Source organism: Sphaerisporangium viridialbum, from assembly GCF_049674955.1.
Classification (GTDB): domain Bacteria; phylum Actinomycetota; class Actinomycetes; order Streptosporangiales; family Streptosporangiaceae; genus Sphaerisporangium; species Sphaerisporangium viridialbum.
This window is the reverse complement of the sequence record NZ_CP187232.1, coordinates 2199403-2219203: the sequence shown is the minus strand read 5'-3', so window position 1 is coordinate 2219203 and position 19801 is coordinate 2199403. Positions and strand designations below refer to the sequence as shown.

The following is a 19801-nucleotide window of genomic DNA, read 5'->3' as shown; positions in this document are numbered from 1 at the left end:
CTGCTAACCGTTCCCGGCGCGTGACCGCCCTGGATCGCCGCCAGTCACGGAACTTTTAGGACGTACCACGCGAAACGGCACCCACCTCTGGACAAGACCGAGTTTCCCTACAAGATTGATGGGTTATTGGTCTCGTCCGAAGGGGGTCACCTTGCTCATCCAGCCCGATCCCACGTTCTACCCTTCCGCCAGGGAAGCCATGGCCGCGCCACGGGAGCTGCTCGCGTACGTCGCGCTCCTCGACACCGAGGGCGAGGGCAGGCCCGACGGGCTCGCGACGGTCGACCTCGACCCCGGCTCGCCCGGCTACGGCACGGTGGTCGACGTCCACGACATGTCGGTGCCCGGCGACGAGCTCCACCATTTCGGGTGGAACGTCTGCAGCGCGGCGCTGTGCCCGTACGCGCCGCACCCGCACGTCGAGCGGCGCTACCTCGTCATCCCCGGGCTACGTTCGTCCCGCATCTACATCTTCGACGTCAAGGACGACCCCGCGCACCCCAAGCTCGTCAAGACCATCGAGCCGGAGACCGTGTTCGAGCGCACCGGGTACAGCCGCCCGCACACCGTGCACTGCGGGACCGACGCCATCTACGTCAGCGCCCTCGGGAACGTCGACGGCGACGCGCCGGGCGGCGTGTTCATGCTCGACCACGACACCTTCGAGCCGCTCGGCCAGTGGGAGGCCGACCGGGGGCCGCAGCGGCTGCACTACGACTTCTGGTGGCACCTCGGGCGCGACACCATGATCAGCAGTGAGTGGGGAACGCCGAACATGATCGAGGCGGGCCCCGACCTCGACCTGCTGGTCAACCGGAAGTACGGCCACAGGCTGCACGTCTGGGACCTGCGCAAGCGCACCCACCTGCAGGAGATCGACCTTGGCGACCAGCACCAGATGGCCCTGGAGCTCCGCCCCGCGCACGACCCGACCAAAACGTACGGGTTCGTCAACACCGTGATCAGCGTCGAGGACCTCTCGGCGAACATCTTCACCTGGTACCTGGAGGACGGCGTCTGGAAGGCCAGGAAGACGATCACCATCCCGGCCGAGCCCGCCGACCCGGCCCTGCTCCCCGAGCCGCTCAAGCAGTTCGGCGCAGTCCCGCCGCTGGTCAGCGACATCTCGCTGACGCTGGACGACCGCCTCCTGCTCGTCTCCGCGTGGGGCACCGGCGAGCTGCTGGCGTACGACGTCTCCGACCCGCTGAACCCCCGCCAGACCGGGTCGGTCCGCATCGGCGGAATCGTACGGCGCGACGCGCACCCGAGCGCGCCGGGCAAGGCCCTGAACGGCGGCCCGCAGATGGTCGAGGTGAGCAGGGACGGCAGGCGGGTCTACTTCACGAACTCCCTCTACCGCTCGTGGGACGAAGTGTTCTACCCCGACGGCATCTCCGGCTGGCTGGCCAAGGTGGACATCGCGGACGACGGCTCGATCGCCGTGGACCCCGGCTTCCTCGTCGACTTCGCCGGGGACGGGCGCAGGCCCCACCAGGTGCGGCTCCAGGGCGGCGACTCCTCCTCCGACTCCTTCTGCTACCCCTGATGGAACCGGCCCAGTGGCTCGCCCTGGCCGGGTTCGGCGCCTTCCACGGCCTGAACCCGGCCATGGGGTGGCTGTTCGCGGTCGCGCTCGGCCTCCAGGAGCGCTCACGCGCGGCCGTGCTCAGGGCGCTGCCGCCCATCGTGGCCGGCCACGCGGCGTCGGTGCTCGCCACGCTGGCGCTCGTGGCCGCCGCCAGGGTCGCCACGCCGCCGAGGTTCGTCTCGTACGGCGTGGCGGCGCTGGTCTGCGGCTTCGGCGTCTGGAAGCTCCTGCGGCGGCGCCACCCCCGCTGGGTCGGCATGCGGGTCAGCGGGTGGCAGCTCGCCGGCTGGTCGTTCCTGATGGCCACCGCCCACGGCGCGGGGCTGATGCTGCTCCCGATCACGCTGTCCGGCCACCAGGAGGCCGCGCTCACGCTGACCGAGCAGGCGCTGCTGTTCACCGCGGTGCACACGCTGGCCATGCTCACGGTCACGGCCTCGCTCGCGGTGGTCGTCTACGAGCGGCTCGGCGTCTCGGTGCTCCGCCGGGCGTGGTTCAACCTGGATCTCGCCTGGGCGGTCGCCCTGATCGGAGCCGGAGCCTTCGCCGTGCTGACCTGAGCCTCTGCCACAGGGGCCGCTGAAGAAGGACGTCGGTCAGGCCGTGTCCTCTGGATCAAGGAACTGGGGTTCCGTAGCCAGATCCTTGATCCAAGGGCCTAGGTCCCATGGCGCAGGCCTGTCGGTCCTTGGACCGAAGCGCGCACGATCCTGGCATGGCTAACGTCAGCGTCATGAACACCGATGGCACTTTGGACGAGGCGTATGAGCGGCTGCACCGAACAGGACCGGAGTTCGAGGGCTGGCTGACCAACCACGGTCCGATGGCGGCGGAATCAATGGTCAGGCGCGGGCACGCACGCGAGGTCCACCGGTGGCTCGACGGCTATGTTCGCCGTCTGGAGGAGCTGCCGCGCGGCACTTGGCCGATCGTCGCCGATGACTGGCATGTGGCGCTGGGAGATCCGCGTCGCCTCGGCGACTGGCTGACCTTCTTCGAGCGTGAGGTGAAGGAACAGCCCTGGCGTTCCGTACTGGAGACCTGGTGGCCGCGACTGCTGCCCGGGATCGCAGCCGGTGCCACCCACGGAGTGATTCGTACCGGGCACGCGGTCCATGCCCTGCTGAGCCACGAAGACGGACCGCGACTGGCCGAGTTCGGGCAGTCTCTCGGCTACTGGGCGGCTCGCTGGCAACCGGTCCCGGCAACCGCCGCGCCATCCGGCACCGCCGGTTCCCCGCACGCCCTCGCCGGTATCCCGCGCGTGCCCGACCAGCGCAATGGCATCAACCACCGCCTCGATCAACTCGCCGACATCCCGGACTGGCCATCCGCGCTCGCCGCGCTGAAACCGGCCGCCGACGCCGAACAGGCCCGTGACCGAATCTCCCAACTGGCGGACGCGGCCACCTTGCGCTACCTTCCCAACGCGCATGGCTCGGCCGTCATGCTGGTGCACTCCGCGACCGCGCCGACGGCCGTACTACGCACCCTGCCCGCACTGCCCACCACTCTCTGGGGCGCGAGCCTGGCCGCCGCGTGGACGGCCGGCGCTGCGGTCACCGCCGCCTACGCCCCCGCCGAACCCATGCCCAGGCAGAGCCTGCCCACCGCACCCGACTCGGCGGAGGAGGCGTTCGCCCGCGCCGTCCGTCACCAGGACGAGCACGTCATCAAACTCGCCGACACCTGCCTCGACGTCTACCAGCGCACCAACGATCCTGACGCCCTCGCCGCGGTGATCCGCGCCATCGACCTCATCGATCCAGGTAGCTGACTGAGCGGCACCGTACGACTCATCAAAGCTTCAGCAGGCGGGGGCGCTATTACGCACCGGTCAGGCGAAGGTCAGCAGGCCGCCGTCGACGACCGCACGGCCGAAGGCGCGCGCGAGCTCGGCGAGCCGGGCGCAGTCCTGTTCCCCCAGCGGGGCGTAGGCGGGCAGCGCCAGCTCGTCGGTGCGGTCCTCGATGCGCCGCCGCAGCGCCTCGCCCTGCGCGGTGAGCGTCAGGCCCTCGCCGAGCAGGCCGCGCCGGCGCAGGTCCTCCTCGGTGGCGTCCCACTCCGCGGCGCTCCAGCCCCGGCTCGCCTTGAGGAAGATCGCCGGCACGTCCCCGCTCGCGGCGTGAAGGACCAGGGCCTCGCGACCGCTGAGCCCCTCGACCGTGAGCGCCGCGATGTGCCCGTCGCCCCTGAACTCCCGCAGCAGCGTCTGGGCGTGCCACAGCGCCAGATGGGGCTCCTCCGGCCACGGAAGCGTGGCGTGCGCCGCGAACAGCGGGCGCCCGTCCAGGTGCCCGCCGGCCGCCTCCGCCGCCCGCCTGGCGAGGGCGAGGGTCTCCGCGAGGTGGGGGTGCTGGTCGAGGCCCACGCGCTTGAGCGCGTTCCCCGCCGCGCGCAGCCGCGCGTCCAGAAGCCGCTCCGGGCTCACGATCTCCCAGGCCGCCGGGAGCGCCCGTCGTACGAGGCCGGGGCTGAAGTTGAAGAAGGTCGCGATGACGACCTCGGGGCTCACCCTGCCGAAGGCGGCTCCCCGGGAGGCGAAGTAGCCCATCTGCCGGTCGGTGACGCCGAGGGCGGCGAACTGCTCGGCCGCCTCGGGGACGAAGTAGATCATCCCGTGGACGGGCTCCAGGCGGCGCCATGCCCGCCTGGCGGTATGCGTACTGACCATGGGCTCAGCCTTCCAGCGAGTCGACGAACCTGGCCATGCCGGAGAGCCAGCGGTCCGGATCCTCGTACTTGCGGCGGACGAACTCCGCGACCTCGGGGTGCGGCAGGATGTGGAACCGCTCGGCGTCGAGCCCTTCGACGACGACCTGCGCCACCGCGTCGGGTTCGAGGATCTCGCCGGAGGCGATGACCGCGCGGGCCGTGAGGTGGTGCTCGTCCATGCCCTGGCCGAGCAGCCCGGTGCGCACGCCCTGCGGGCACAGCACGCTCACCCCGAGGCCCTTGGTCCGGTAGTGGATCGAGAGCCACTCGGCGAAGGCGATCGCGGCCGACTTCGTCACCGCGTACGGGGCGTCCCCCGGGCAGCTGACCAGCCCGGCGGCCGAGCAGGTGTTGAGCAGATAGCCCCCGCCCCGCTCGACCATCCTCGGCACCATCGCGCGGGCGGCGTACACGTGGGCGAGCACGTTCACCGAGATGGTCCTGGTCCAGTCGAGGTCGTCGGCGTCCAGCCCGTGCCCGGTGATGACGCCGGCGTTGGAGCAGAACAGCCCGACGGGCCCGAACGCCTCCTCCGCGGCGTCGGCCAGGGCGCTGACCTCCTCCTGCACGGAGACGTCCGTCCGGACGGCGATCGCCCGCTCGCCGATGTCCCTGGCGACCCGGTGGGCGCCCGCCTCGTCCAGGTCGGCGACGACCACGCCCGCGGCGCCCTCGGCCGCGAACCGGTGGGCCATCGCCCGCCCGATGCCGCCGGCCGCCCCGGTCACGACGACGACTCTGTCTCGCACCCGCATACGCGCTCTCCGTTCAAACCGACCAGTCGGTATCCGGAACTTAAGCGCTCTGTACGCGCGCGTCAAACATCTGCCCGCCGCCCGCCTCGTCCACCGCGCCCGCGTGCCGCACGCGCGGTGGAGTGAAGGCGTCGGTCAGAAGGTGTTCCTCCGGCAGTTGAGGAAGAGCTGCATCTCGAGCGGCTCGTCGTCGGTCGCCGGGACATAGGCCAGGTCCATCTGCTCGCGCACGCTGAACCCGGCCTCCTGGACGACCGCCCGCAGCGCGTACCTGGCGTATCCGGTCATGCGGACGGGCGTGCCGAGGACGCGCACCGGCGCGTCGTCCACGTCGATCTCCACCATGCCGAGGGCCAGCCAGCCGCCGGGGACGAGCAGCTCGTGGAGCGTGAGCAGCGTCGTCATGATCTCGTCGCGGCGGAGCATCGACAGCGAGAAGTAGGCCACGACCGCGTCGAACCGCCCGAGGCCGACGTCCAGGTCGACGATGTCCATCTGGCGCAGGTCGGCCTCCGGCACGTGCTTCTCGGCCAGGGAGAGCATGACGGGCGAGATGTCGATGCCCGTCACGTCGCAGCCGGCGTCCACGAACTGGCGTGCCGTCGGCAGGCCCGTGCCGCAGCCGACGTCGAGCACCCGCGCGCCCGGGCGCAGCTTGCGCAGGACCCACTCGGCGGACGCGATCTGCCCGCCCTTGTAGGGGAAGGCCTCGTCATATCGCTCGCCGATGCGGTCGAACGCGCCGGCCTGCGCGGCCCGGTGCCCCGAGCGCGAGCCTCTCGCTGTCATTCCGTCCACCCAACACTGAGCCGATTCCTGACTCTCCTTAGATAGAGGGATATCACACGCCAAGTCAAGACCAGTCAGGATCAGAGTTGACAATATAGGGGGTCAACGACGGATCTTGCGATTTTCGGCGGCAATTGCGGCTGGCAGCGCACGGACGGTCGTGCAATTGCCGCCAGGCCATGACCAGAGGCCGTGCCGGTCCGGCGGCAGGCGTGCTCAGGCGTCAGGCAGGGCGTCCCACTCGTCCCAGGAGAGGTCCCGGCCCGGCCAGCGCACGGACTCGTACGGCCACGCCTCGGCGATCCACTCGCGCACGACGCGCTCGACCTCCGACTCCAGTCCTGACTCGTCCTGGTCGGCCCTGACCCAGAACGACACGTCGGCGTCCGCGCCGGCCCTCTCCGGCGGGTCGACGTAGACGCAGCCCAGCAGGCGCGACTCGTCCGGCGTCATGACCGCGTAGTTGAACGACCTTCGCAGCAGCGCCTCCTTCTGGTGCCAGGCGAGGTCGATGAGATCGTCCTGGATCGTCATCCCGTCCTGGGGCCAGCCCCACAGCGGGAAGCTCCTGCGCAACCGGTCGACGTTGGCCATCACGGCGTCGTAGTCCTTCACCACGTCGTGCACGGTGATGGGCCTGATGCGGAACAACGCGTGCTCCACCCCGGGCGGGATCTCGTGCGGGCGGGGCAGGAACGGCATTGCACACCTCCATAGCGGGGACCGCGGCGCGCGGCCCTCGGCCAGGCTGGCGTGCCCGGCTTGCCCACCGCTGAGTCCGCACTTGGCCCCTGCGTCCCCGATGGAAGTTTCAGATTCGATCTTCACCGATGCCCCCGCGACCTGCGGCGCCGTCCGCAGGAGCACGCGGGCGTTGTCCGCCGATTCCGCGCCGACTTAGGGTGACCCCGCCCTGCGAGGGAGCCTGGGTCAGGCTCCCGGGGCCGGGCCACGACGTGGACGGAGACGGCGATGACAGACCTGCACCGCGCTCGACCGGCGGGCTCGGCACCCGGCGCCCGCAGGCACGGAGCGCTTCCGGCCCTGCTCGTCGCTCTCGTGCTCTGCGCTCTGGTCGTGTCCCAGCTCTCCGCGAGAGCCCTGGCGCTGGCCGACCCGCCCGCGCCCGTGACGGGCAACGCGACCTACTTCGACGCGCTCGGCTCCCCGTACGGGGGATGCGGCCTGCCGCAGGCGGTGCTGGAGAGCCAGGACTTCGTCGCGCTCAATGTGTTCAACACGCCGGGAGACTACGGGAACTACACCCGGCCGCTGCCGCCTTCGATGGCCGCCAAGATCGGCATGTGGAACAACGGGCTCAACTGCGGGCGGTGGGTGCGGGTGTCGGTGGCCGACTACTGCACCGGCGTCAACGACGGAGCGCCCGGCCAGGCGTTCTGCCGCAACGGCTCATGGGCCGCCGACGCCTACAACGGGGCCACGCTGACCATGCTCGTCGCGGACAGCTGCGGCGACGCCAACGCCTGGTGCCGCGACGACCCCTACCACCTGGACCTCGCCAAGGACTCGCTCAACAGGTTCGCGAGGAACGGTGCCCCCGTCGGCGACATGTACCCGAACCACTGGAACAACCGCCACGTCACCTGGTCGTTCGTTCCGGCGCCCGGCTACACCGGCGACATCCAGATCGGCTTCATGCAGGGCGCGCAGCAGTACTGGCCTGCCATCGCCGTGTCACACCTGCGCGACGGCATCCACGGCGTGGAGTACTACTCCGGAGGCACCTGGCAGAAGGCCCAGATGAACGGTGACATGGGCCAGTCGTACATCATCGCGCCCACCGAGGCGGCCGGCACGCGCTACCAGATCCGGGTACGCGACGCCTCCGACACGCTCGTCAACAACGGCCGCGTCTACAGCTTCGCCCTTCCGGCCGGCTGCTCCCCGTGCGGCGCGGCGTACACCAAGGCGGCCTACACCATCGACGGCCCGTCCCCGACGCCCACGCCGACCGTCACCCCCACGGTCTCGCCCACGCCGACGGTGACCCCGACGCCGACGCCCACTCCCACCGCGGGAGCCTGCTCGGTGTCGTACTCGAAGCAGAGCGAGTGGCCGGGCGGATTCACCGGCCAGGTCAACGTGACCAACAAGGGCGCGGCGCTGACGAGCTGGACGGTCACCTTCGCCCTCCCGCCGGGCGTGACCGTGACCCAGGGCTGGAACGGCACCTGGACGCAGTCGGGCACCGCGGTGACGGTGCGGAACGCCTCATGGAACGGAAGCGTCGCAGCCGGAGGCGTGATCAACCTGGGCTTCAACGGGTCCGCCACGGGCACCGCCGCCGCCCCGTCCGGCTTCGCCCTGAACGGCGCCGCCTGCGCCTGACGGACGCGGACGCGTTCAGCTCCGGGGTGCCAGGGAGATGGACGCGTAGTCGGCGACCGGGCGGTATCCCAGGGCCTGGTAGATGGAGTTCGACGTCGGGTTGGCGAGGTCGGTGAAGAGCAGGAGCAGGCCCGCCCCCGCCTCCTCGGCCACGCGCGTCGCGGCGTGCGTCACCGTCGAGCCGTACCCGCGCCCGCGGAGCCCCGGCGGGGTGTAGACCGGGCCGATGCGCGACATCCCGGTGATCGGGCGCGAGAACCCGGCCATCGCGACCGGCTGTCCGCCGTCCTCCCACAGCACGAGCTCACCCTGCTCGACGCGGAGCTTCGCCTGCGGCAGCGGGTCGTCGTGCGAGGCCCCGGGCTCGGCCTCCTCGCTGAAGGCCCGCATCCAGCGCGCGACCAGCTCGACGTCGCCATCCCTCGCGGTCCGCGCGGTGCCGGTGGACGACGGGGACAGCAGGGTCTCCAGCCGGTAGAGGCGCTGCGACGCGCGCCCCGTCTCCCGCCGGCCGCTCGCCGAGGCGAAGGCCGAGGACTGCGCCAGCGGCCCGCTCACGCCGGGGAAGTCGCGGTCGCGCACCGCCTCCGTGAGGGACGGCACAGAGCCGAGGGGGATGTCACCGAGAAGGAGCGCGTGGGGCGGTGTGTGCATGACGGCCCCGCCCACCTCGCCGCCGTCCGTGAGCCAGCCGAGCATCCGGTCGTCCCCCCACAGGCCGTGGCGGAGGCGGTCGAGCACGGTCAGGGGGACGGTGTTGCGCACGGGGTCACGGCGCAGCCACGCCTCGGCGGCGCCGGAGAACACGCCGAGGTCATCGGTGAACGTCCAGTTCATGCCGCCAGTGTGCCAACCGGCACGACCCCGGGCGACCCGTTTTCCGACCGCTAGAACTCGTCGGCGCCGGTGACCTGGGTGATGGGGAAGACGTGGCGCGAGGCGGCGCAGATGGTCTCCAGGGTGTGGATCGGGGTGCCGTCCGTCGCGTAGGCCGCGCGCAGGATCTCGACGACCCACTCCCCCGGGTCGAGCAGCAGCGTCTCGGCCTCGAACGCGGTCGGCCGGCGGGCGAGCAGCCGCTCGTCGGCGTGGCCGAAGCGGTGGCCGAGGGCCTCGATGCCGGCCTGGAGGCTGGGACGGACGAAGCCCGGGTCGCAGATCGGGGTGCCGCCGAAGACGTCGAGGCGGAAGTAGCTGGTGGCGATGCGCACGGGCACATCGCCGGCCAGCAGCAGCTTGCGCCGCGCCAGCACGTGCGCCCCCGGCTCGACGCGCAGGGCGGCGGCGACGTGCTCGCCCGCGGGCTCGGGACCGACGTGGAGCATGCGCCGGCCGGCGCGGATGCCCTGCCGCTCGGCCTCGGCGACGAACAGCGACGCCGAGCCCCGGATGGTCGGCTCGGTCGGCAGGCTCCGCCGCACCACCACCCTCGGCGTGCCCGGCGGGTCGTGCGAGGCGGCAGTGCCGTTCACCGGCTCGCCCGTGCCGCCGTGCGACGTCGGTCGTTCCACCTGCTACCCGGCCTCCCCGCAGATCGGACCGCGCTCGGGCCCCGAAACAGCGATACCGCCCTGGTGTGGGGCGGTATCGGGTCGAACGCGAGGGTGGAGCTATGGGGATTCGAACCCCAGACCTCCTCCATGCCATGGAGGCGCGCTACCAGCTGCGCCATAGCCCCTTGCGATGCGCGGTAAGTCTATAGGAACCCGGCCACCGCTTGGAAACCGAATCCGGCGGCCCGACCGTGATCGTGCGCGCGGGACGGACGCCGCGTGTCACGCTGGAGGGGTGCCCAGCCGTCTGGTGTGTCATGTCCGTTGAAATCTTCGAGGAGAACCGCCGGGTCCTCGCCGGAGTGGCGTACAGGATCCTCGGCAGCGCCACGGACGCCGAGGACGTCGTGCAGGAGGCGTGGCTGCGCTGGTCCGACGTCGACGCCGCGAAGGTCGCCGACCCGAGGGCCTACCTGGTCCGGGTGACCAGCAGGCTGGCGATCGACCGGCTGAGAAGGGTGAAGGCACGCCGCGAGGCGTACGTCGGCCCGTGGCTCCCCGAGCCGATCAGCACCGAGCCCGGCCTGTCCGAGCACGTCGAGCTGGCCGACTCCGTGGACCTCGCGCTGCTGGTCGTCCTTGAGACCCTGTCACCCCTTGAGCGGGCGGTGTTCGTGCTCAGGGAGGCGTTCGGCATGTCGTACCTGGAGATCGGCGAGGTGATCGGCCGCGCGGAGCCCACGACGCGGCAGCTCGCCCGGCGGGCGCGCGACCACGTGCGCGACGGCAGGCCGCGCTTCGACGTGGACCGGGCCGAGCGGCGGCGGGTGACCGAGCGGTTCATCACCGCCTGTGTGGACGGTGACCTTGCCGGCCTGCTCGACCTGCTCTCCAAGGACGTCACGCTCGTGGGGGACGGCGGCGGCAAGGCCAGGGCGCCGATCAACGTCATCGAGGGCGCGAGCAGGGTGGCGCGGTTCCTCGCGGGCATCGCCTCGGGCGAGGGTGTCCGGCGCTTCCTGGCCTCGGTCGGCCTCCCGGAGTCGGGGACGTTCGGCGTCGGTCCCGCAGAGGTGAACGGCGGCCCCGCGGCGGTCGTGACCCTCGAAGGGCGGCCGATCACGGTGATCTCGCTCGGGGTGGCGGACGGCGCCGTCCAGACCATCTACCTCATCGCCAACCCCGAGAAGATGTCGCGGCTCGGAAGCTTCCGCACCGAGGGCCCCTGAGCTAGGCGAGCTCGTCCTCCAGGTAGCGGTCACCGGCCGCGTACCAGCCGGTGGCGACCTGGGCCGCGATCACGGCGAACAGGAGCACGAAGGGCACCGTCCAGCCTCCGGTGGCCGAGTAGAGCACGCCCACCACGATCGGCCCCGCCCCGGCGATGAGGTATCCGGCGCTCTGCCCGAAGGCCGACAGGGCCGCGGTGACCTCCGCCGTGCGGGTGCGGAGCGCGAGGAGCGTGAGCGCCAGCGGGAACGATCCCATGCCGACGCCGACCACCAGTACCCAGATCCACAGCGACGAGGCGGGGCCGGCCAGCATGCCGGTGAACCCCACGACGTACAGCGCGGCGAAGCCGACGATCATCGGGCGCTGGCTGGTGACGCGGGTCGCGATGGCGGGCACGGCCAGCGCGACCGGGATGCCGAGCGCCGAGAACACCGCCAGGCTGATCCCGGCCTGGCCGCTGGTGTACCCCCTGTCCTGGAGCAGTTGCGGCAGCCAGCCGAACATCACGTAGGCGACCAGCGACTGTGTGCCGAAATATCCGGCGATCGCCCAGGCCAGCCGGGTGCGCACCAGTGCTCGGGGCTTGGCGGCGTCCCGCCCGCTGAACCGCTCCGGCTCACTGCGCAGAAGCGCAAGCCACGGAATGGCGGCCACAGCGGCGAGTGCCGCCCACACACCGAGGGCGACGTGCCAGTTGCCGTCGGCGGCCCGCTGGATCGGGACCGTCGCGGCTGCGGCGAGCATGGTGCCGACGGCCAGGGCCGTCGCGTAGAGGGTCGTCATGGGCCCGGTGCGGCTGGGGAAGTGGCGCTTGATCAGGGTCGGGATCAGCACGTTGCCGATCGCGCCACCGGAGAGCGCCACCACGCTGGCCGCCAGGAAGACGACGGTGGAGTCGATCATGACCCGCGCGAGCAGCCCGACGCCCAGCAGCACGAGCGCGCCGAGAAGCAGTCGGTGCTCGCCGACGCGCCTGGCGAGTGCGGGGGTCGCCGCGCCGAACACCGCGAAGGAGAGCACGGGCAGGGTCGTGAGGAGCCCCGTGACCACGGCCGACATGCCGAGTGCCTGGCTCACCTGGTCGAGCACGGGGCCGACGCTGGTGACGGCGGTGCGCAGGTTGAGCGAGGCGAGCACGATGCCGAGCACGACGAGCCATGCGAGCGATCGCGTGCGGCCCGGCCTCCGTTCCGGTGCGGTCGTCGCGAGCCTGTCCGGGGCGAGCACAGTCATGCCGGGGTCTATCCTCTGTCTGTCTAGGGTTTCATCGAATCATAGGATGATTGGATGACCTAAAGCGTAACAGACGTTTCAGCCGATCTCTTCCCGCCTGGCCGGCGGCCCGGGACGTGCCCGGGGGGACAGGCCTCGACCTGTCCCCCCCCCCCCCCCCCCCCCCCCCCCCCCCCCCCCCCCGGTTCCTCGCCGCCTCAGGTGGCTCGTCAGGCGAGGCGCTCCGGGGTCAGCGGCGGCTCGTCGTCCCAGCGCGGGGTGCCCTGCGGGGAGACCGGGCCGCTGCCCGGCGCCGGGAGCGGGGTCTCCGGCGGGTACTCACGCCGCACCGGCTGCGGCGGCATCGGGTCGCCGGCGGCGTAGGCGGGCCCGGAGCCGGGTGCCGTCTCCGGGACGGTGCCCGCCGGGGTGGCCGCGGGGACGCCGGGGCCCGAGGTGGTGCCGGTCCCCGTCAGCACGTCGCCGTCCGGGGCCGTACGGGCGGCGGCGGAGTGGTCGCCGTCGAGGGGCGCGGGCACCTCGCCGCGCCAGCCGCCGGTCTCGTGTCCCTTGGACTCGATGAACTTCTTGAACCGCTCCAGGTCGCCGTGCACCCGCATCCGGACGAGCTGCAGCTTGTCCCCGACGGTCTCGACGATGCCCTCGGGGTCGAACTCCATCTGGAGCATGACCCGGGTGGTGTCGTCGGTGATGCGGTGGAACGTCACCACGCCGCCCTGGCGGGGCTCCTCCAGTGAGCGCCACGCGACGCGCTCGTCCGGGCGCTGCTCGGTGATCTCGGCCTCGAACTCACGGTGCACGCCGGCGACCTGGACGCTCCACGCCAGGCGCGTGTCGTCGAGCTGCTTGACCGACTCCACGCCTTCCATGAACTCGGGGAAGCTCTCGAACTGGGTCCACTGGTTGTAGGCCGTCCGCACGGGCACGGCCACGTCGACCGAGTGCTCGATGGTGCTCATCAGGCTTCCTCCCTCTTTGTGGCTACGGAAACCTGCCCTGCCCCTGGGATCGCGGCCTAGTCGGACTTTCGCGTGCGAAAAATCCAGTAGAGGCCGATCACCGGCAGCACCAGCGGAACGAAGCCGTAACCGCTGCCGTAACCGGACCAGACGGTGGCGTGCGGGAACGCGGCCGGGTCGAACACGCTAAGCGTGCCCACGACGAGCACCCCGGCGAGCTCGATCGCGCACGCCGTGAGAGCCGTGCGGCGGGCGCCGCACGCGAGCGCCACCGTGAGCACGATGTAGACCGCCGCCGCGAACGCGGACAGCACGTAGGCGAGCGGCGCCTCGTGGTACTTGGTGGCGATCTGCACCGCGGCCCTGGCTCCGGCCGCGAGCGCGAAGACGCCGTACACGGCGACGAGGAGGCGGCCCGGCCCGGTGTTCACCGCCGCGCCGGTCACGGGGCTCCCTGCCAGAGCTGCAGCAGCCTGCCGACCATGACGGGGATGGCGAAGCAGGCGACGGCGGCGACCGCGGGCCCCCACCTGGTGCGCTCGCCGAGCGCCCAGAAGGCGGCGACCGGCGGGATCAGGATGGTGCCCGCGAGGTAGCCGATGAACGTCGCGGTCTCGGCGGGCCGCTCCCCGCCGATCACCTTGGCGATGCCGATGCCCGCCTGCGCGAGCAACGCGAGCTCCAGCACCCCGAGCCCGATGAGCAGCACCATGCCCATCGGCCGGTTCCTGACGGCCACGACCACGCACATCGCCGCCAGGAGCAGCGAGCCGATGATCAGTGCGGTGGCCAGGGCGCCGATCATCGCACGGCACTGAGACTCGGGAGCATGGAGGTAGATTATCGGGCCCCCACCTCGGCCTTCCGCGCGAGGAGCCCCCCTCCACTTCCGCGCGAGGAGCCCCATCCCCTTCCGCGCGAGGAGCCCTCTCCCCGGCGTGACCGGGGAGAGGGCCGTGCGGCCGGGGTCAGTGGCAGTTCACCAGGACGATCGACACGACGGTGCACTGGACCTGGTCCACGTCGTTGGAGCTCACGGGGTCGACGGGGTCGGACGCCGTGCGCGTGGCCGTGAAGGTGTACGGCACGCCGATGCTCAGCAGCCCGATCGGGACGGTGAACTTCCTGGTCACCGAACCGCCGAGGGGGACCTGCCCGGTCGTGCACGTGACGGCGCCCGAGCCGGTGGCGCAGTCGCCGGAGACCCCGGAGAGCCCGCCGGGGAGCGGGGTGGTGACGGTCGCGGAGCGCAGCACGCCGGGCCCGTTGTCGGTGACCCGCACCGTGAACTCGATCTTCGGGACGAGCAGGGCCAGCTTGGGCGAGGCGGTGAGGCGTACGGCCGCGTCGGCCTGGCTGATGACGGTCAGCGCGGGCCCGGTGACGATCTCCGAGGCGTAGTTCGATCCGCGCAGCTCACCCTGGAAGGTCCGCTCCCCGGGCTGGGCGTTCTGCGCGATCGCCAGCGTGAACACGACGGTCGCCGAGGCGCCGCCCGACAGTGCTCCGACGGGCGCCTCGAAGCCGATGGGCCCGCTCGCGTCCGAGACGGTGGTGCAGGGCCCGATCGCCCCGGTGCATCCGGTAAGGGTGGCGTAAGAGGGAAGCGCGGCGGGGGTGCTGAACACCCGGGCGGCGGCGTTGAGCACCGTGAAGCCGTGGATGTTGGTGACCTGGACGGTGACGGTGACCGAGTCACCGGTGTTGACCTGGGAGGACGACAGCGACAGCGTCACCTCGGGCGGGTCGGCGGACGCGGGGGTGGCGAGGAGCGGGGACATGACCATCGCGACGGCCATGGCCACCAGGGCGAGGGGGTGCCGGAGGGATCTCATCGCAGCCTTTCGATCTCGAAGACCTGAACCCTCCGACTATGGCCGCTGATATCCACATCAGCAGCTAATCGCGGTTATTTGGTCACGCTACGCAGTGACCAATTGTGGACATTAGCCACCGGACAACGAGCCAGCCTCCCCGGGCGTCCGGCAGCCGCGCGGAACGATCTGCCCTCTCCGGGCATGCGGTGGCCGGGCACGACGATCGGCCGTGTCCAGGCGTACGGCGGGCCGGACGACGAGCGGCCTCTCCAGGCGTACGGCTCAGGGCAGGGACAGCTCGGCGGAGATGCCATCGAGCAGCCACTTCAGGCCGCGCTCGAAATTGTCGTCAATCCCGATGATGCCGGTCCCCAGCAGAGGGGCGAGGTTGGGAAACTCGCCGCTCTCCACGAGGCCGGCCAGGTAGGGCCGGAGGGCCAGATCCTGCTCGTACCGGGTGATCCCCTCGCGCTTGGGCCCGTCATAGAGGAGGGCCTCGCGGATCACATGCCCCATGGTGTAGTCGTCGGCCGCGGTCAGGATGCGCCACTTCGACTCGGCGTCGATGTCGAGGCCCGCGAGCGCCACGAGCGACTGCTCCGCGTGGCGCAGGCTGTTGGGCCCGACCTTGGGGCCCCGCGAGGCGAGGTCGACCATCCACGGGTGCCGCAACATCGCCTCGCGCGAGGCCCTGCTGATCGCGAGAACCCCCTCGCGCCATCCGGCCGGCAGCCCGCCCTCAAAGGACGTCTCGCCCGCGACCTGGTCGAACATCAGGTCGAGCAGGTCCTCCTTGCGCTCGATGTGGCTGTAGAGGCTCATGGCCCGGGCGCCCAGCTCGGTGGCCACCCGGCGGATCGAGACCGCCGACAGCCCTTCGGCGTCCGCGAGGGCGACGGCGGTGTCCACGATGGCCTCGCGCGTCAGCGCCGACCGCCTTTTGGTCGTCTCGCGCGCCCACACCGGGCCGCGCACGCGTTCCGAAGCCTCTTCCACGGGCCCGATTATACGGCGTAGCGCAAATCGAGACAGTGTACGGGAAACGCGATACAGCGTACGATTAAGCGCTACGGTGTACGGAAACCGATGCGGCGTACGAGAGGTGGATCCCCATGACGACGACCACCGAGACCCCCACGGGTTTCGATCCCGCGCTTCGGCGGCTGGCACTGGTGGTGGCGCTCGGCGCGATCATGACGATCCTCGACAGCACGATCGTCAACGTCGCGATCAACACGCTGGGCAGGGACTTCCACACCTCCCTGTCCACGATCCAGTGGGTGATCACCGCCTACACCCTCGCCCTGTCCATGACCATCCCGATCACCGGCTGGGCGGTGGAGCGATTCGGGGCCAAGACGATGTGGCTGACCTCGCTCGCGCTCTTCATCGGCGGCTCGGTGCTCTGCGGCGCGGCCTGGTCGGCCCCCAGCCTCATCGCGTTCCGCGTCCTGCAGGGCATCGGCGGTGGGCTGCTCATGCCCGTCGGCCAGAGCATGCTCGCCCGCGCGGCGGGCCCTCAGCGCATGGGCAGGGCGATGGCCGTCATCGCCATCCCCGGGATGCTCGCGCCGGTGCTCGGGCCGGTGCTGGGCGGCGTGATCGTCGACCAGCTGGCCTGGCGCTGGCTGTTCTACGTCAACGTGCCGTTCTGCGTGGTCGCGCTGGTGCTCGCCGTACGGCTGCTGCCGCGCGACGAGGACCGGCGGGCGGACAGCAGGCTGGACGCGGTGGGCCTCGTCCTCCTGTCCCCCGGCCTCGCCGCCCTGGTGTACGGCCTGTCCCAGGTCGGCGAGGGGCCGGGCCTGGCCGGCGCCGGCGCCCTCGCCGGGCTCACGGCGGGCGCGGTGCTGACGGCGGCGTTCGTGGTGCGGTCGCTGCGCAGGGGCGAGCGGGCGCTCGTGGACCTGCGCGTGTTCGGGAACCGGTCCTTCACCGCGGCCGTGGCGGCGCTGTTCTTCTACTCGGCCGCTGTCTTCGGCCTGCTGGTCCTCGCTCCGCTGTACTTCCAGATCATGCGCGGGCAGAGCGTCCTGGACGCCGGCCTGCTGATCGCCCCGCTGGGGATCGGCGCCATCGTCACGATGCCGCTGGCCGGGCGGCTCACCGACCGCCTCGGTCCCCGTGGCCTCGGGCTCACCGGCATCACCGTGGCCATGGTGGGCACGCTGGCCTACACCCGGATCGACGCGACCACCGCGCTGCCGGTGCTCGCCGCCGCCCTGTTCGTCGTGGGCCTCGGGCACGGGCTCGTCGTCCCGTCGATGTCGGCCGCGTTCTACCAGGGGATGCCGCGCACCTCCATCCCGGCGGCGACGACCGCGAGCAACATCACCATCCGGGTGGCGAGCTCGCTGGGCGTCGCCGTGCTGGCCGTCGTCCTGCAGACCCGCCTCAGGGCCGGGATCCCCGGAGCGGACGGCACGCTCGCCGACGCGGCCGCGCACGGCGGAAGGGCGGCGGGGGCCGTGGCGCACGCCTTCTCGGGGAGCTTCTGGTGGGCGCTCGTCATCGGCGCGGTGGCGCTCGTCCCGGCCTTCCTCGTCCCCCGCAGGCCCGCCGCCTGACCGCCGCCCGCCGGGGAGATCAGTTGCGGGGCAGGAGGGTGTAGCCGGTCGCATGGGTGATCGCACTCACCGTAAGGCAAAGAGCCTAAGACTGTATGCTGTAGGCAGTTGACGAAAAACTTTTGACGGGCACGCCGAGAGCGGCCCTGGCATCTTCTGGAGTTGAAGAAATGACGCGGTCGGTTCCCGCGGGCAGGGCAGCCGCACTCAAGATCGCGCGTCCCGTTCCGCTCAGAGAGAGCGTTTTCGATGCGCTCCTCGAGCTCATCATCAGCGGCCACCTCCGTCCTGGCCAGCATCTCGCCGAGAGCGAGCTCGCCGAGATGCTCGGCGTCTCCAGGCAGCCGATCAGGGAGGCACTCCAGCTGCTCAGCGGCGAGGGCTGGGTCGACCTGCACCCCGGGCACGGAGCCTTCGTGCACGCCCCCACCGCCGAGGAGGCCGACCAGCTGCTGGCCGTACGCGCCCTCCTCGAGACCGAGGCCGCGCGGCTGGCGGCCCGCAACCACACCGACGAGGGGGTGGCCCGGCTACGCGCGCTCTGCTCGCGCGGCCTGGCCGCCGTCGAGGCCGACGACATCGACGGCGCGGTGGCCGTCAACTCCGAGCTGCACGCCACCGTCATGGAGCTGTCCGGCAACGCCGTGCTCAGCGACCTCGCCGCCCAGGTCTCCCGCCGCGTCCGCTGGTACCACACGCCGGTGGCCCGCCAGCGCGGCCGGGCCTCCTGGGAGGAGCACACCGCGCTGATCGACGCCATCGCCGAGGGCGACGCCGACCGGGCCGGCGAGATCATGAAGGCCCACACCGAGCACACCCGTCGCCTCTACCTGAGCCAGCTTGAGGAGGAGGAGGAGGAGGAGCCCGCGGAGCCGCTGCCGAGCCGGCGCAGGAAACGGCGGGCCCCCGTTTCCCTCGGCAATTGACCTGAATGTCACCCGCGGCTCGCTCCGGCGAAACATCCGAGATCTCGGGGAAGTCGGCGACCAGCGCGCCGGCCCGCTCGATCATGCCCGACAGCGCCTCCCGATGATCACCTCGTGCCCGCCGCCGAGCATGCGCTGGTGATGCCATCAGACCACTCCGTTCCGGCGCAGCTCCGCCAGGTCGCCCGCGGACAGGCCGAGACCCGCGTAGATCTCGTCGTTGTGCTCGCCCAGCAGGGGCGGGGTGGTGACCGCGACCGGGGAGTCGGAGAGCTGGATGGGGCTGCCGACCGTCGTGAAGGTGCCGCGCTCGGGATGCTCCACATCGACGATCACGCCCTGGTCCCTGAGCGTGTCGTCCTGGATGAGCTCCAGGGTCGACAGGATCGGGCCGCAGGGGATGTTCTCGGCGTTGAACGCGTCGAGCACCGCCCACTTGCCGTGCAGGCTCGTCCACTCCTCGATGAGCTGGAACATCTTGTCCAGCTTGGACAGGCGGGCCTCCGGGGTCGCCCACTCCGGGTCGTCGGCCAGCTCGGGCCTGCCGATGATCCGGGCGATCGGCCGCCAGCCCGGCGGCTGCACGATCACGTAGATGTAGTCGTTCGGGCCGCCGGGGGCGCACTTGACCGCCCACCCCGGCTGGCCGCCTCCCGAGGCGTTGCCCGACCGGGGGACCTCCTCGCCGAAGGTCCGGTTGGGGTACTCCGCGAGCGAGCCGTGCGCGAGCCGCTGCTGGTCGCGCAGCTTGACCCGGCACAGGTTCAGCACGGCGTGCTGCATGGCCACCTGCACCCGCTGCCCCCTGCCGGTGTGCTCGCGCTGGTAGAGGGCGGCGAGGATGCCCGCCACGGTGTGGACGCCGGTACCCGAGTCGCCGATCTGGGCTCCGGTCGCGAGCGGCGGGCCGTCCTCGAAGCCGGTGGTGCTCATGGAGCCGCCCATCGCCTGGGCGACCACCTCGTAGGCCTTGAAGCCGGCGTACCTGCCGGGGCCGAACCCCTTGATCGACGCGTAGACCAGGCGGGGGTTGAGCTCCCGGAGGCGCTCCCAGGTGAAGCCCATGCGGTCCACGGCTCCTGGCCCGAAGTTCTCCACCAGGACGTCGGCGTCGCGGACCAGGTCGGTGAAGATCTCCTTGCCCCGCTCGCTCTTCAGGTTGAGCGTGATGCTCTTCTTGTTGCAGTTGAGCATCGTGAAGTACAGGCTGTCCACGCCCGGCAGGTCGCGGAGCTGCCGGCGGGTGACGTCGCCGGTGGGCGACTCCAGCTTGATGACGTCGGCCCCGAGCCAGCCGAGGATCTGGGTGCAGGAAGGGCCCGACTGCACGTGGGTCATGTCGAGGACCCGGACACCTTCGAGTGCTCTGCTCAT

Annotated in this window: 20 protein-coding genes and 1 tRNA gene; 7 read left to right on the top strand and 14 right to left on the bottom strand. The window is 71.4% G+C overall.

Annotated features, from left to right (window positions below):
* Positions 1-151: 151 nt before the first annotated feature.
* From ACOZ38_RS09915 to ACOZ38_RS09905, 3 genes are all read left to right on the top strand, one after another.
* Complete coding sequence (locus ACOZ38_RS09915) at positions 152-1549, top strand: selenium-binding protein SBP56-related protein (protein ID WP_424529831.1); 1398 nt, start codon at positions 152-154, stop codon at positions 1547-1549.
* Positions 1549-2151: a hypothetical protein gene (locus ACOZ38_RS09910; RefSeq protein WP_424529830.1), complete on the top strand. Its 603-nt coding sequence runs from the start codon at positions 1549-1551 to the stop codon at positions 2149-2151. Before ACOZ38_RS09915 ends, ACOZ38_RS09910 begins: the two co-directional genes overlap by 1 nt.
* 155 nt (positions 2152-2306) lie before the next feature.
* Positions 2307-3368 (top strand): questin oxidase family protein, encoded by a 1062-nt coding sequence (locus ACOZ38_RS09905; RefSeq protein WP_424529828.1) that lies wholly within the window; start codon positions 2307-2309, stop codon positions 3366-3368.
* Between the two features lie 60 nt (positions 3369-3428).
* Here the strand turns inward: ACOZ38_RS09905 and ACOZ38_RS09900 are convergent, their stop codons facing one another.
* The 4 genes from ACOZ38_RS09900 to ACOZ38_RS09885 all read right to left on the bottom strand — a co-directional run bounded on the left by ACOZ38_RS09900 (position 3429) and on the right by ACOZ38_RS09885 (position 6552).
* Positions 3429-4265 (bottom strand): SCO6745 family protein, encoded by an 837-nt coding sequence (locus tag ACOZ38_RS09900; protein ID WP_424529826.1) that lies wholly within the window; start codon positions 4263-4265, stop codon positions 3429-3431.
* A 4-nt stretch (positions 4266-4269) separates the two neighbouring features.
* The gene (locus tag ACOZ38_RS09895; RefSeq protein WP_405145602.1) at positions 4270-5061 is read right to left on the bottom strand and encodes an SDR family oxidoreductase; all 792 of its coding nucleotides are present in this window, start codon (positions 5059-5061) and stop codon (positions 4270-4272) included.
* A gap of 135 nt (positions 5062-5196) precedes the next feature.
* A complete protein-coding gene (locus ACOZ38_RS09890; RefSeq protein WP_424529824.1) occupies positions 5197-5850 on the bottom strand; it encodes a class I SAM-dependent DNA methyltransferase in 654 nt (217 codons plus the stop codon).
* Between the two features lie 216 nt (positions 5851-6066).
* Positions 6067-6552 carry a GNAT family N-acetyltransferase gene (locus tag ACOZ38_RS09885; protein WP_424529822.1) on the bottom strand — a complete coding sequence of 162 codons (486 nt, stop codon included), beginning with the start codon at positions 6550-6552 and terminating at the stop codon, positions 6067-6069.
* A 270-nt stretch (positions 6553-6822) separates the two neighbouring features.
* Here ACOZ38_RS09885 and ACOZ38_RS09880 point away from each other — a divergent pair, with 270 nt between their 5' ends.
* Positions 6823-8199, top strand: coding sequence for a cellulose binding domain-containing protein (locus ACOZ38_RS09880; protein ID WP_424529821.1), 1377 nt, complete (start codon positions 6823-6825; stop codon positions 8197-8199).
* Positions 8200-8214: 15 nt separating this feature from the next.
* Here the strand turns inward: ACOZ38_RS09880 and ACOZ38_RS09875 are convergent, their stop codons facing one another.
* The 3 genes from ACOZ38_RS09875 to ACOZ38_RS09865 all read right to left on the bottom strand — a co-directional run bounded on the left by ACOZ38_RS09875 (position 8215) and on the right by ACOZ38_RS09865 (position 9877).
* Positions 8215-9036: a GNAT family N-acetyltransferase gene (locus ACOZ38_RS09875; protein WP_424529819.1), complete on the bottom strand. Its 822-nt coding sequence runs from the start codon at positions 9034-9036 to the stop codon at positions 8215-8217.
* 50 nt (positions 9037-9086) lie between these two features.
* Positions 9087-9710, bottom strand: coding sequence for a GntR family transcriptional regulator (locus tag ACOZ38_RS09870; protein WP_424529818.1), 624 nt, complete (start codon positions 9708-9710; stop codon positions 9087-9089).
* 94 nt (positions 9711-9804) lie between these two features.
* Positions 9805-9877, bottom strand: a tRNA-Ala gene (locus ACOZ38_RS09865).
* Between the two features lie 132 nt (positions 9878-10009).
* On the opposite strand from ACOZ38_RS09865, the gene sigJ reads away from it, so the two are divergent.
* The gene (gene sigJ, locus ACOZ38_RS09860) at positions 10010-10921 is read left to right on the top strand and encodes an RNA polymerase sigma factor SigJ (protein ID WP_424529817.1); all 912 of its coding nucleotides are present in this window, start codon (positions 10010-10012) and stop codon (positions 10919-10921) included.
* A gap of 1 nt (position 10922) precedes the next feature.
* On the opposite strand, the gene ACOZ38_RS09855 is transcribed toward sigJ, so the two are convergent.
* From ACOZ38_RS09855 to ACOZ38_RS09830, 6 genes are all read right to left on the bottom strand, one after another.
* Positions 10923-12158 carry a CynX/NimT family MFS transporter gene (locus ACOZ38_RS09855; protein ID WP_424529816.1) on the bottom strand — a complete coding sequence of 412 codons (1236 nt, stop codon included), beginning with the start codon at positions 12156-12158 and terminating at the stop codon, positions 10923-10925.
* A gap of 209 nt (positions 12159-12367) precedes the next feature.
* The gene (locus ACOZ38_RS09850) at positions 12368-13117 is read right to left on the bottom strand and encodes an SRPBCC family protein (protein WP_424529814.1); all 750 of its coding nucleotides are present in this window, start codon (positions 13115-13117) and stop codon (positions 12368-12370) included.
* 56 nt (positions 13118-13173) lie between these two features.
* Positions 13174-13563, bottom strand: coding sequence for a hypothetical protein (locus tag ACOZ38_RS09845; protein ID WP_424529813.1), 390 nt, complete (start codon positions 13561-13563; stop codon positions 13174-13176).
* Positions 13560-13922, bottom strand: a complete 363-nt coding sequence (locus tag ACOZ38_RS09840; protein WP_405145586.1) for a hypothetical protein — start codon at positions 13920-13922, stop codon at positions 13560-13562. The genes ACOZ38_RS09845 and ACOZ38_RS09840 overlap by 4 nt, the downstream gene beginning before the upstream one ends.
* Before the next feature lie 163 nt (positions 13923-14085).
* The gene (locus ACOZ38_RS09835; RefSeq protein WP_424529811.1) at positions 14086-14952 is read right to left on the bottom strand and encodes a hypothetical protein; all 867 of its coding nucleotides are present in this window, start codon (positions 14950-14952) and stop codon (positions 14086-14088) included.
* Between the two features lie 264 nt (positions 14953-15216).
* The gene (locus tag ACOZ38_RS09830; RefSeq protein WP_424529809.1) at positions 15217-15930 is read right to left on the bottom strand and encodes a TetR/AcrR family transcriptional regulator C-terminal domain-containing protein; all 714 of its coding nucleotides are present in this window, start codon (positions 15928-15930) and stop codon (positions 15217-15219) included.
* 116 nt (positions 15931-16046) lie between these two features.
* On the opposite strand from ACOZ38_RS09830, the gene ACOZ38_RS09825 reads away from it, so the two are divergent.
* Together ACOZ38_RS09825 and ACOZ38_RS09820 are read left to right on the top strand one after the other, a co-directional pair.
* Positions 16047-17501: an MDR family MFS transporter gene (locus ACOZ38_RS09825; RefSeq protein ID WP_424529807.1), complete on the top strand. Its 1455-nt coding sequence runs from the start codon at positions 16047-16049 to the stop codon at positions 17499-17501.
* Positions 17502-17671: 170 nt separating this feature from the next.
* The gene (locus tag ACOZ38_RS09820) at positions 17672-18427 is read left to right on the top strand and encodes a GntR family transcriptional regulator (protein WP_424529805.1); all 756 of its coding nucleotides are present in this window, start codon (positions 17672-17674) and stop codon (positions 18425-18427) included.
* Between the two features lie 147 nt (positions 18428-18574).
* On the opposite strand, the gene frc is transcribed toward ACOZ38_RS09820, so the two are convergent.
* Positions 18575-19801 (bottom strand): formyl-CoA transferase, encoded by a 1227-nt coding sequence (frc, locus tag ACOZ38_RS09815; protein WP_424529804.1) that lies wholly within the window; start codon positions 19799-19801, stop codon positions 18575-18577.